This window comes from Microbulbifer sp. GL-2 (genome assembly GCF_007183175.1).
Lineage (GTDB): Bacteria > Pseudomonadota > Gammaproteobacteria > Pseudomonadales > Cellvibrionaceae > Microbulbifer.
On sequence record NZ_AP019807.1, the window covers coordinates 1 to 13,750 of the forward strand.

The 13,750-nt window shown below is 45.0% G+C and carries 8 protein-coding genes; 5 read left to right on the plus strand and 3 right to left on the minus strand.

Going from position 1 to position 13,750, the window contains the following annotated elements:
* Positions 1-546 precede the first annotated feature (546 nt).
* From GL2_RS00010 to GL2_RS00025, 4 genes are all read left to right on the plus strand, one after another.
* Positions 547-1,194 carry a hypothetical protein gene (locus GL2_RS00010; protein WP_143728706.1) on the plus strand — a complete coding sequence of 216 codons (648 nt, stop codon included), beginning with the start codon at positions 547-549 and terminating at the stop codon, positions 1,192-1,194.
* 390 nt (positions 1,195-1,584) lie between these two features.
* A complete protein-coding gene (locus tag GL2_RS00015) occupies positions 1,585-2,607 on the plus strand; it encodes a phospholipase (RefSeq protein WP_143728707.1) in 1,023 nt (340 codons plus the stop codon).
* Between the two features lie 58 nt (positions 2,608-2,665).
* The gene (locus GL2_RS00020; RefSeq protein WP_143728708.1) at positions 2,666-3,994 is read left to right on the plus strand and encodes a peptidylprolyl isomerase; all 1,329 of its coding nucleotides are present in this window, start codon (positions 2,666-2,668) and stop codon (positions 3,992-3,994) included.
* Positions 3,979-4,554, plus strand: a complete 576-nt coding sequence (locus GL2_RS00025; protein ID WP_143728709.1) for a hypothetical protein — start codon at positions 3,979-3,981, stop codon at positions 4,552-4,554. Before GL2_RS00020 ends, GL2_RS00025 begins: the two co-directional genes overlap by 16 nt.
* A 617-nt stretch (positions 4,555-5,171) precedes the next feature.
* Here the strand turns inward: GL2_RS00025 and GL2_RS00030 are convergent.
* Positions 5,172-7,256, minus strand: a complete 2,085-nt coding sequence (locus GL2_RS00030) for a neutral/alkaline non-lysosomal ceramidase N-terminal domain-containing protein (protein WP_143728710.1) — start codon at positions 7,254-7,256, stop codon at positions 5,172-5,174.
* Positions 7,257-7,979: 723 nt separating this feature from the next.
* On the opposite strand from GL2_RS00030, the gene GL2_RS00035 reads away from it, so the two are divergent.
* A complete protein-coding gene (locus tag GL2_RS00035; protein ID WP_172621004.1) occupies positions 7,980-11,030 on the plus strand; it encodes a cellulose binding domain-containing protein in 3,051 nt (1,016 codons plus the stop codon).
* Between the two features lie 110 nt (positions 11,031-11,140).
* On the opposite strand, the gene GL2_RS00040 is transcribed toward GL2_RS00035, so the two are convergent.
* On the minus strand, positions 11,141-11,533 hold the full coding sequence (locus GL2_RS00040) for a nuclear transport factor 2 family protein (RefSeq protein ID WP_143728712.1): 393 nt from the start codon (positions 11,531-11,533) through the stop codon (positions 11,141-11,143).
* 49 nt (positions 11,534-11,582) lie between these two features.
* A complete protein-coding gene (locus tag GL2_RS00045) occupies positions 11,583-12,875 on the minus strand; it encodes an adenylosuccinate lyase family protein (protein ID WP_232053711.1) in 1,293 nt (430 codons plus the stop codon).
* Positions 12,876-13,750: the final 875 nt, after the last annotated feature.

Sequence of the window (13,750 nt, forward strand, 5' to 3'; positions counted from 1 at the left end):
CCACTACTTTGGAGACAGTCCAGCGCCCAAATGCAGAGCCTCCGAACTTCTTCCATAACTGCAATACAGGGCTCTTTGAAGATTGATAGTCCATCTCACCTCACTATCTATACGATTGACTGGCAAGCGCCTTGGTTGACGCCAATATTACGTGCAACTATATATCATCGAACCGCCGGACCAGATAATCAGAACTATCAGTTTCATTGACAGGTCTGATTACCAAAAGCTGTAAAGCACCGAGTCAAAGACACCCAAAGTGATTCAGTGGAGTCCTACCTGCATTCTCTTTATAGCTATTATTGTAAACTCAACCCTTCTCCCATTAACGAATGGTATAAGTATAAAACGGAGACAAGAAAATAAATTGGCACCAATATCTGCGGAGAATTTCAATAAACACATGTTAATCTGGCAATCAAATAAATCGACAGCTCGGAAAAATCTATATTTTGGAGCTTAATCTCATTTTTTCACCCACAATTAAGCGACAACAACTATAAAAGCAGCGTTTTCATTTTTTAGAACTATAAAAGGAAAGTTAACATGGCTATTCTGCCGGCAAATGCACTCAATCAACTACAGACAAATACATCAAATTTTCTAAAAACCTTTCCCATTAGAATTTATGGTGATCCAGGAGCCTCTGCGGTAACCCAATATTGCATTGGCAATGGAGGAAACTCCTATCGTCCAGGAACTGTACTGGGCACACATAACATGCATACAACTGAGTCATTTCAAATCCGCGGCAATGCATTTTATCTGGCCACAAACCCACACCTGTTTTTTACCCACTCCATACATATGGATGTAGGTGCAGCTAATCTGGGTTTTTACCGACTACCCAGTGCAACTGGTCCGTCGATGATGGTAACCGGTCAACTATCCGCCTGTTCTTTTGTAATCCGCCCAGTTGTCGGAAGTACGGCCCTGGACGTTGCTCATGTACAGCCCGCAGCAGTCAATGGCGATACCCTTCGCAATAACCTCGCAGCCACTTATGGAACCGCTTTTGTTTACGGCACCAGCAATCAACGAGGTTTTTACAATGGCGCAAACCGCACCGTTTCAGTGATTGGCATACGTACAGGCACTAACTGGAAAATCTACGCTCAGAAACACGATAGAACCACAGGAGATTATCGCATTCTCAGTGTGTATGAGATTTACCCAACACATCATAAGCTTTAACAAAATAACAGCAGGCAGCTGTTTGACAATTAGAAATTCAAGATGATTTTCTCTTCCTTGCAATAAATAAATTGAAAGTTTAGCCTTTGCCAAACCAACACCTCAAACCCTGTCAGTTCCAATAGAAATAGAAATAGAAATAGAAATAGAAATAGAAATAGAAATTCTATCAAAGGGACTAACGGGGTAAAAATTCATAAAAATGAAACTTTTCTTTCATGCTGCTTAAATGAGGCTCGCCGCACAGATTAACTGATCGCCTGAGGCAAATTGGCTATCGTCATATAAACGCATTAATACTGTCATTTCACACCAGCATACTTACACGAATCTGCTTGTGGGTTTCCGCAGGCATTCCATTAAAGACAAAAAAATCGTTTAGGATATGTCGTGAAGAAAACGCTTACCACAGGCCTAATTTTCGCTGCCTTAACTGCATCATCTGCGCAGGCTTTCCAGCAAATAACCCACAAGCGCATCGCAATTGATGCGGTTTCGTATATGCGCAACAATCCAGAGGCAACTGAGTACAACAAACTAAAAGCTTGGGTGAACGCCGCTGGATACAGCGTAGATGAATTTGCTGAAGTGCTAGGCCAGGGCGCCTATGATGTGGATGATTTCAAGGATACTTACCTGTGCGGGGCAATCACAGGTGATTGTGTCTATGCACCAGTATTCAATGCTGGTGCCTCACTGGTTGGTTACACCAGCTATTGGCATTTCCAAAATCACACTCGCGGCTCAGATGTTCACGGGAACGACTTCGGTGGCTACAACTATGACCTGCTCACCGTGTGGGACAGCATCGATAATATGGCAGCCACTTGGCTGGTTGGCGACTACCTGGATGACGGCAACGGAGGGATGACCGGTTGGTGGTCAGCCGATGACTCAGAATACAATACCTATGGTATCACTGAAGCTAACTATCGCCAGGGTAGCCATTCTTCTAAATCTATGTATGACGACTTTGAGGAGATCCCCTTTCAACCTATCGACAACCTCGGCCAGTACTGGTACAGCCAATTTCTTGCCCAACCAACCGCACAAACTCTCGGCTTTGTAATGCATACCACAGACCTGCTTCAGCCACACCATGTGTGGACCACCTCAGGACTCAACCACAGCGGTTGGGAGGGCTGGGTTGCAGATTACTACGATAGCGAAAACCTCAATGACGAAGCACTGGTTGCTCAGGCCATGTCTAACTTTACTGCTATAGGGCAAAGCAGCGATGATATTCGCCCCCTATTGACTCAAGGCGGCGCCCTCGCCTATGCCAATGGTGGCATTGTTTTATCCAGTACCGATCATAACGACAGGTTGCAAGTGGCCAAAACTGTCGTACCTCATGCCATTGCAATGGTGGTTCATATCCTCAATCACGCTGCTCAACAAGTCAGTGAATAACAATAAGAATTAAGCACTCACCACCGGCAATCCCAGCTGGTGGTCTAAGGATATTCTGATGAGAGTTCCCTGGGTATTGGCCACCGTAATGATGGTGACCATTTTAGCTTTCGCGGACTCACCTGCAACGCTACCAGATCGTATTGCAGCAAGAGTTAATGGCGAAGATATCTCACTAGCAGCATTAGACGTATTTATAAAAGCAGCACGTCGACATGATAAAGAGGTCAACAGGAGATCAGTGCTGAAAGGGCTTCTAGAAAGCCATCTGCTAGCCACGATGAACACCACAAAGTCTGTAATAGATAACCACAATACTGTAGGCTACGACTACCATACGCAGGTTGAGCAACAGCTCTTCAAATTGATTCGCAGCGCTTACCAAACCCCGCTTGAAAAGGCCATGCAGTCTGCAAACGTAAACAGCAGCCTGGATTTTCTAACGGCTCCTCTGACATTCAATATCAATGCACTAAAACCAGTTCTTCAGTTACAGCAAAAGCTCTATAGCTCCATGACAACTGAACAACGGAAGTCAGCAGAGCAGCTAGTGATTGCTCGCTATAAATTCCGAGATACACAAGCTGAACAAGTATTGACTTTATGGGACTTATATCGTCGCCAGAATATGCAGCTTAAGGTACAGATGCACAACTTGAATTTGGAATTCATCCGCGAGGCCATAAAGCAACAGCTCACTAGCGCCTATGTGTTAGATTGGTTTGAAACCGGTTCATCCTTGGACCAGGTATCCCGCGCAACCGTCAAACGGTGTATAGAGTATGCCCTACAGCGTGAACTTCTATTACAAAATATGGGATTGATTCATGATATTCACGATGAAAACCCACACCTCCAAGCTCTCGCAAAATCTGTAACTAAGAAAGAAGTTCATCAGTACTATAAAAAGCACAAAGAGGACTTCAAGCGCATTGAAAAGGTTCACGCCTATCATATCCGTCTGGAATCACAAGAAAAGGCTGATATTGTCTACAAGGAAATCAAAGCCGGCCTGCCCTTTCATAAAGCAATTCAGAAATACTCTAATACAACAGGCCGGAACTCCAACGGCAGCCTAGGGTGGATTGATCGAGAAAACCACCGCGATCACTGGACACTCGCCATGGCATTTAGCCTCCCTGAAAATACAGTATCAAAACCATTTCGCAGCCCCCCAAAAGTCGGGGATGTGCACTGGGAAATACTCTGGGTAGACCAGCGGGAAATTAGCTATCAGCCAATCGAGAGTGAGTCCGTGCACTATAGAGCCACTAATGCTATTGCCCAACAGAAGCTCCAAGAAAAATTCAATACGCTAATGTCACAAGCTTACAAAAATACGTCCATACAGCTAAACCAGAGGGTGCTGTCTTGCGAATTTTGTTAATTGCCATAGCCTTTGCTCTTACTGGATTGATCGCTGTTACAGTAACTTCAGACAATCATAGTTCAGCTTTTGACGAAAGAGTCGACACAGTTAAGCGCAACCAAAAATCTGCCTCAACTCCAAGTAACAACCTTAAGGCGATTTCCGTAGTCACTCAAGATTCAGAAAATGGAGCTGGTCCTAACTTGTCATTACCCTCTAAGCCAAATAACGCAGCTGTGCAATCTCTAATGAAAAGTATGAAAACTGGTGATCCACGTACGCCACCACTAGCACCCACTGTTAATCCACGAATTAAACCGACACTTGAGGAACTGGCATCCCGCGATCTTTATCGGGAGTTTGAGGCCCGCCAGAAAAAGACCGTATATGCCTCTTTTGTTGTAGCCGCAAAGCACAAAATCACAGAAATAGAGCAACAAATCGCTCAGGGAAAGAAATTTGGTGTCAGCCAAAAACAGCTCGCCGAAGCAACACAAAAACTGGAAATGCTTCAAAAAGAAACAGGGAGAATCCTGAGGGAGCATCCAGAAATCGATATCGGATCCGGTCCAGAGTAGTAGAAAAAGCTATCGAATCCAGATCAGTTCTTGCAATACTCCCGACACAATATGACTGTATGTCCTGGTTCTTATCAGCCAAATATATGTGCCCAATAACAATTCGCCAATGAAAGCGTGCAACACTATAATCTCCTAAATTTTTAAAACTTTGTGGCGGTGAGCCAGGCAGGGTAGATGATTGTAAAAGCAGCTTTCCCACTCTTCTTGTTAAGTTGTATAGCAACTTATTCGCTGGCGTCTACTGTTGGAGTCAGACTGGAGGACTGGGACAGCATTTGTGAAGTACAGGTCACTGGTGGAAAGAACCCATCATTCACAAACTTCGAGACCTACAAGAATGTAAGAAGGGGTTGGAAAATTGAGCGGCCGTATCAAATATGCTACCGCCGTAACGAAGAGCCTTCACAATGCAATTCAAAAATGACCTTATGGCGATGTAAAAGATACGTGGAGTCTGATGACCAGAAAGGTAATATTTTTCCACTTTTCTAGATTCAATGAATCCTTTATTTCAGATACTAAGTGCAATTGGCGAGGAATGTAAATAAAAGTGGCATGAAACATTTGTAGAAATTTTTTCCCTGGCCATGCCACTTTATCAAACTAATAACTGATTAATTATTTACAGTAAAGCTGCTTGACGTACCGCTGTAGCCGGAAATTTTCCCAGTCCACCCACTCTTCCAGTTTCCGTAATGCTTAATACGATATGTACCAGCTGGTGTACTTTCACCAATTGTCCACTGCCCTTCAGCAAAGGAACAAGCCAGGCAATCTATAGCGGTATCCCTGGTCCAGATAAAACGGGTGTCCAAATCATTATCCGTAAGATAGGTTTCCCAGCTACCATTCACTTTTCGCTGAATCTCAATAAACGTGCCGCCAGTCCTGAAATTATTGCGAGGATGTCCAGAGCGAAAAGAGGCGCTCACCATGTCTCCAGCAGAGTAGCTGTTACCGGCATCATTCCAGACTTGCCCAAAAGATTCCCAAAGGCGCTTATCATCATAAACCACCCCAATAACGTGAATCACCTGGTCATTAGATAAATCTGCAGGTGCTGGGCCTGCATCGACTTCCAGATTATTGTTCATGGCATAGGCCATCTCCGTGTAAATTTGCTGATAAGCTGCAAGGGTGTTGGGGCCAAAGATAGTATGGCCACCCTCATAGTGCTGCATATCGAATTCTTCGTGTGTAGTTACGTAACCACTATAGGCATTCGCCAGACCGGCAATCACCACCGTAGAGATTCCATTACCCTGCATAGCTGAGAGCACCTGCTCTTCCAAACGGCGCCCCGCCATAGTAGTCATCTCACTGGGCGCTGCAACCAGGGCAAGGGAACCGATCCGAAACATCTGAAATGGTAAATAGGGTGTGTACAGCTCTTGCCCCACCACTTTACGCTCTACAAAGGTTGGCTTGGGATATTGGCAGGGATCATCCTGAGTCTCGTTGAAAACAGCCGCCGCAGAAAAGGCGTTCATCAATCCAAATATCGGGAATCCATCAATTACAGATTCAAACAGGCTTTCGCTGCGATCCCACTCCGTACCCTCATTATCTACAGACATACCTTCGAAGATACCGTCAATTCCACTGGGGCCATCCCAGGTAGAACCCGCTGTAAAGGACCAGCCAACCGCGCCTTCACATATATCCTGCTGTCCTACTCCAGAGTACTGTCCCGCCACTGTGTAGCCTGGGAAATAGATGATTTGATGGAGATAGTCCAGTTCTCCCATCAACTTGTTAGCTGCTGACTCATATAGTGACTGCGCTTTGGAAAACTGCTTTTCTGCAGCCAGCTCTAAACTCGCATATTCACTAGTACCGCAGCCATCTCTGGGGCCACACACATTTGGAGAGGCATCACCCAGGTTGCTGTTGGCAAAAGCCGCTACGAAACCATCTGAGGTATTGGGTTGGCCAGCAGCCCAGGTTTCAAATAGATAACTGGCCGCACCTTTATGGTCGCTACTCAACTGGCGTTGTTCGGTTCCGAGGGAAACATTGTGCACAGCAAACCAATTGATAATCCCCATTACCTCATTATCCGATCCCACCAATTTGAGCTGACTCATGGTTTTATTAGTATCGTATTGGTAATTACTAATATCGGAATTTTGTGCGTAAGGTTCTGGGTTGCGATTAACACTGGTATTGAGCAGGGTCCCCTGATCCAGATAAATATCGCCCTCCTTCAGGCTGTTATTCGCTGAGACAATAGACTGGTAAATACCTTCCACAATCGCACTGTAATTATCTCCCGCGTAACCCAATGCGCTCATATTTAACATTACATAGTGATCGTAACCACCAGGTCCCACATGCGTGTGAGTTGCTGTGAGCATGACATTCTCATCACTGAATCTATTGTTACCATACTTACTTTTAAGTTTGGCGATTACACCCTGTTTAACGCCCTGGGGAATGCCCTGCAGATCCGCAGATACAAATACTAGACGCCGACTATTCTGTTGATTCCCGATAATAAACGCGCGGGACCACAAACGGGTGTGAATACCCTTTGTTGTTTGCCCTGTCTCACCATAGCCAACCATACCAACATCGGCGGCTGGGCCCGTAATATCGTATTTACCAGTACCCAGCAACCAGTCCGCACCGAACGCAAAAGGGGAAGCGCCTACTAGCCCCAAGAGCACCACACAAATCTTGATTATTATTTTATTCATATTTTCTCCAAAAATTTTACGGTAGCGACGCCTACACATAGCATTAGCCATGGAAAGACGACTGACCATACTTGCAAAAATTATTCTGATAACGCAGTAAAAGAAACTGGCTCTACAGCCGGCTTTACGAAGTACAACTACGTGACTGTACTTTTATTATTTCTATTATTTCTTCCTGATAGCGACAAACCTATACAGTAATAAAGCTTAGACAGGTATGGCAATATTCTTCCTTGATTCGCAACTTTTTAGTAAGTTATTACTTTGGCATGCGGGTTCCATGATACTTCATGAACGCTATCCACAGGTTTGCAATAACTCCCAATCCACCCAAAGCCAGGGTACTTCGCAATACCAGATCTGCCATTAGGATTTATTAAATATAGATATCATTCATAGTCCGAGGTCGATGTAATTTCCACTTACTTTGAAAGGATCATTCGAGATGACCAAAGCGTTTTTAGTTTAGCTTTGATGAATTTCTGACGATTCCAACAAAAAAGCGCGCACCAATTTGAAGCGTAAACAGAATTACTCGAGATTCCTCTAGCCCCCGATAAATTTTGAAGCACTCACGAGTCAACAGAACCTGTGGATGAGTAGTCATTTAGTCAGCTTAACTCCTTTAGACGAAACTTTATCGCCAGAGAGGAGCCTTAGCTATTGGTACAAATATTAATAATTAGTGATTTCTTGATGCATATCCGACTCTTCAAAGCAAGCATGATTCCTTTACTTTTATTAGGGCTATTTGGTCAGGCGCTCGCAGCTACAAACTGCGACGTGAACCTGGTTGTTCAGAGCCAATGGAATACTGGTTACATGGCCGCTGTAGTGGTTCGAAATACTGGCAATGAGCCCATCAATGGCTGGTCAGTCGACTGGCAGTGGCCCGCAGACCAAGTGATCGATCACTCCTGGAATGCCAAGATTAGTCAAAGCGGCAATATCGTTACCGCGGAGGGAACTGGCGATTTTGCCACCATACCAACAGGCGAGGCGCGGTCCTTTGGGTTTAATATCTCCTACTCTGGAGGAGAGCAGATCCCATCCAAGATAAATGCCAGCTGTAATAAGCAAGCACCTACGCCCCCAACACCTACTGAACCACCAACAAGCACTCCGCTATCCCCAATTGAGCGCTACAACTACATTCTCGGTACCCAGACAATCAGTCCCAAGTACAGTTTTACTGGAGAAGGCTCCCTTGTGGAGTCTGCCAAGGCCATTCATGCAATGGGCTCGAATTTTCTTAAGATTGCTCTCTCCACGGGCCTGTATGATGAACTACGAGGCAAAGGGCTGGACTACCAATTCAAACGCATGCTTGAAGAAGTGCCCGCTTATCGTGAGGTCCTGGAAATGGATTTTTCCCACTATATGTTTTGGGTGGAAGATTCAGGCTCCTGGATGGACAACAAGGGCATGTCCAAAGATGAACTAACCTGGCAATACGATAAAATTTATGCCCTGGCTGAATACCTGCTAACGCAATATAACGGATCTGGTAAAACCTTTATGATTGGCCACTGGGAAGGGGATTGGAACCTGGTGCAAAAGGCAGACGGAACCCGTGATGACAACCAGGAAAAAATCGACCCCATACGAATCCAGGGATTAATCGACTGGCTCAATATTCGTCAGAAGGCCATAGATGATGCTAAAGCCAATATAGCTCACTCCGATGTCAACCTGTATCACTATGTTGAAGTCAATAGGGTTGAATCGGCAATGCAGGGGAAGGAGCGTATTACTAATGCCGTACTGCCCCACACTAATGTGGATCTGGTGTCTTACTCAGCTTATGACCTGACTACCAAGGAAAGACACTCAGACTTCGCCACCTTACATACTGAGTTAACGAAAGCTTTAGATTTCATTAATTCAAAGCTTCCCACAAAGGCAGGCTTGCCATTTGAAAAACGAGTATTTATTGGCGAGTACGGATATGGTGAATCCTGGTTCAAAGACTGGGGCACCCGCTCTGGAGAAGCACAGGATATGCTCTCGCGCAATGTGATTAAAACTTCATTGGAGTGGGGGACTCCTTTTATCTTGTATTGGCAGATGTATGGTAACGAGTATGATAGCTGGGCTAATGAGTTTGTCGGCTACTGGCTGATCAACAACGATGGGAACAAAAAACAGATTTACCAAACACACCAAAAGTTCTATCGGGACGCCAAACAATACCTGAGCGATTTTCAGGCAAAGCAGGGTACCCTACCTACAGAGCGAGAGTTCCGTGCCTACGCACTTAAATGGTTTGAGTCCACTGAATCCCCAACAACACAGCCAATTCCAGCACCAGACACAACACCTGCACCAAGCCCGGAACCTACTCCCCCACTGTCATCCTCTGGCCGGTGTACTGTGGAATACACTGTACAAAATGACTGGGGCAATGGCTTTATGGCTAATGTGGTTATCCGCAACACTGGAAATACCCCCATTGAAAAATGGCGGGTTGAGTGGCAATGGCCAGGTAACCAAAAGGTGGCCCATCACTGGAATGCTCTGATAAGTGAAAATAGCGGTACAGTAACTGCCAGCGGCCAGGACACTATTCCTCCAGGCGAGGCTCGGGCATTTGGTTTTAATGGTGAGTACACGGGTGAAAATATCCAGCCAAACCTGACCACTAGCTGCCAGTCCAATAGCGTAACAGAACCCTCTCCGCCAAGTGCCCCTGAACCTACAGAACCAGAGCCCCAGCCCACTGAGCCGTCCAATCCCAATAAAGGCAATGCCAACAGTATAAAACTCTGGCTCATTGGGGACTCGATCACCTATGGCATGACTACCCTCCCCTTCAACTCCAACGGCTTCCGCTCCCAAATTTGGCAACACCTCCTCGATGCCTCCAATGGCAAATCCAGTTTCCCGGTTACCACAAGTGAGAGCAATGGCTCCCTCCAAATTCTCTATAGTGGCAAGCCCATACACACTATCGGAACTGTAAATGGTCCAACTGGCCCAGAGGACCTGGCACAACAAAGCAGGAATTACTGGCACTCGGGAATCCCAGGAGCCACCACAAGCGATATGCTCTGCTTCCTAAACCCTACAGGTCATCAAGTTCCATCTGGCTATAATTTTGCCAGCTGTGCTCAATCCATTGCTAACTTCAATTCGGTAGCTACCGAAATCTGCCGGGAAGACAGTAACAGTGCCGGATGGTTAGGTAACCAAGCCTGCCAGCTGAGTCAAAGCCTCTCCGGCACTGATGCCGTTGTGATACCTATCCAACTGGGAACCAACGATATTACATTCTTAAATATGAATGGCGCCACTAACTGTAGTGCCATACCTGAGATAGGAGGCACCTCAGCCAGTCGACTGGAGCAGGTTGTTGCCAACATATTGTCACCAGCAAATAGTACCGATAAATCTACTTTGGTAGGTAAAATATATAGCCACCTTTCTTCATTAGGCATAGCCGATAAAAATATTGCCTTTGTAATCTCGATGATTCCTCGCCGAAGGAATATTGACGGGCAAGACCCCCAAAACTACTGCACCGATTACTACAATACCCAGATTAAAAATGCGGTAGAAAATGCCAGAACCTCTTTTAATATTTTCCTGGCAGATCAGGGCAAAATAATCCCTACCGGTGACTCGGTACATCCTACTACAGCAGGTCACAAGGTCATGGCCTGCAACCTGCTTTATGGCTATAGCTATGGGCATTCTGAGAGCTTCAACTGCCCAATACCAGACAGCACTCCAGCTTCTGGCTTAGTGAAAGCACTAGAAAGCGTCATTCACTAGTTATACTACGATTAAATGAAGAGTTAGTTTTATAAAAAGACAGGATGTCGGCATGGCACATAAATTTGTGCCATGCCTTTACACAGTAAGATCTAACCCATAAGAATTTCTCAATTAAAATCACTCTTAACTGGAGCAGTATCATAAATGATAGCTACGGAAGAAAATCCACTTAGGTCAGTAGCAAGGTCAAAAATATCAACCGTATTAATAGTAGCTGGCTCTTTGCCTTTTATAGTACGCGTATAAGTCATATAAATAGCAACCTGATTTGGATTCATCACTCCCTGCATAATATTTTTTAACTCTAAGTGACGCTCTTCTGTTGCCTTAGTGACATAGGAATAAAAATCATCAACCTGGCACTCCCCAAAAATCGGAGAATAAACCCTCGCACCTTCTGTAAAAACAGCCTTCAAAGCCTCCAAATCACCTTGCTCCAAAGCCGATAAATACTTAAGACATAATCTCTGTATAGCTTCAGAGCGAATTAAATTTTTCATAACTCAAGAAACCCCAGCCTGAAGAGATTTACTATTCAAATAAACATCTTTACCGCTCCTTCCCAGCCAGGGTTTGATCAACCATCTCACCACACAAGCCTAAGTAGTTCTTGGGATCCAATAATTCATCCACCTCACTGGAACTGAGATTTGCAGATATTTCCGGGCTTTGTTTCAATAACTCTGCAAATGACTGCCCGCTTTCCACCGCATCACAACAGATCTGATATACTAGGTCATGGGCTTTCTCGCGTCCAATCTTAGGCCCCAATCCCATCATAACTGCCTCAGAGGAAACCTGGCCTCCAGTCAGTTTTAGATTTCGCATCATATTTTCCGGGTGCACATTAAGTCCACTTAAAGTAAAGCGCGCTTGTGCCAAGGCTGCAGCCGACAGGCAAAATATTTCAGGAAGTACCACCCACTCAATTTCCCAGGTACCCGTAGCTCGCTCATGATCCTCCTCCATAGCATTGAGCAGAGCTGCCACCTGCTGCCTGATAATCGGCACAATGCCACTGATATAAACTGAAGAAACAGGGTTATGTTTTTGTGGCATCGTACTGGAAGCTCCTCGCCCGGACGTAAATGGTTCTGAAACCTCGCCAACTTCTGTCTGCGCCATTAATTTAATATCGAGAGCGATTTTTCCCAGCGTGCCAGTGATCAACCCCAGCAGGCAGGCTACCTCAGTGATTCTATCTCGCATGGTATGCCAGGCAATACATGGCTTTCCAAGCCTAAGCTCCTCCATAATCCCCGCCTGTACCGCCAGTCCCTGGCTCCCTAACGAGGCCAGATTTCCCGCTGCACCACCAAACTCCCCAACCAGTGCACGCTTTTTAATTTCTTCTAAGCGCTGCTGATGTCGATGGAAACCAGCCAGCCATACAGCCGCTTTATAACCAAAAGTTATTGGTACAGCCTGTTGCAAATTACTTCTCGCCACCATCGGTGTATCCCGATACTCTTTCGCCAATTTAGCTAATGCAATTGAGATTGCTCCCACATCAGTTTTTATCAATTCCAATGCCGCACGAATCTGTAAAACGGTAGCTGTATCAGTAATATCCTGGGTTGTAGTTCCCCAGTGGCACCATTGTCCCAGCCCTTTATCACACAATGCTACCAGCTGTTGTACAACCCCAAAAACGGGATAACCAATCAACTCTGTCTGGGCCTTTAAGCGTACGAAATCAATCTCATCGGCATTGCAGTGGCTGCAAATCTCTTTCGCCGCCTCCTCGGGGATGATCCCCAATCGCGCTTGAACTTTTGCCAGAGCCGCCTCGACATCCAGGTAGTACTGAACTCTCTGTTTATCTGAAAAAATATCTCGCATTGCCTGCGTGCTGAAAAGATCACAGAAAACTACTGAGTCAATAAGAGTTGCTGCCACGATCCACCTCTAAAAACCGAGGCAAAGCTTGCAGTTCCTTTGAGTTCGCCTGGGCTGGTAGTGCAATGAGATTGCTCAAAAGCGAGACTAGCGGTACAAACAGTCATTTCTCCAAGAAGAATAGACAATAGCATTCGGGGCTTAATGAGCTATTGGTTAGTATCTATTTCCTTCTAAGTCAACTTAATTGATAGAGAATGCAGGTATCCTTTACTCGGCCCCTGGTCAGATGACCGAGCGTTCCATATATAAAGTACCAATTACATCTACATAGGTGAACATTTGCGGTAGCTAAGTATGCCGATTGCTTTCTTACATACAATCTCTAGGCCCACCCTAGCCAGCAACTCAATCCTCAAAGGCCATTTAGTTACAAGAGAATTTTTCTTTCCAATTACTGCCTCGTTAGCAGCCTCTACCCTGAAATCACACCACCTATTTATCGACATAAAATCATGATGCTGCCAAGAAAGCCCAATTGGTACCAACTATACAAATAGTAAAGAAAACCTTAAATCAAAAAAGCTCTCCTAACTTTCCAAACCAAAACATCCTTCCAACAGCAATCAAACTTATGCTTTTTTTCACTCATACTGGGACTCAACTTAAGCTCCAAGCTCCAACCACAAATAAACAACCCTTGAATTGATTTATATCAATTTATACTTCGATCCAGCTTACAATAATAAGAGCACAAAAAAACTCAATACCAAATAAATCCTTCAACTCCAAGCCATACACACAAACAAAACATAGAAGCCGACAAAAAGAAAATTAAATTTTCTTGAATTAAACACAATTACAAATAAATGGAAAAG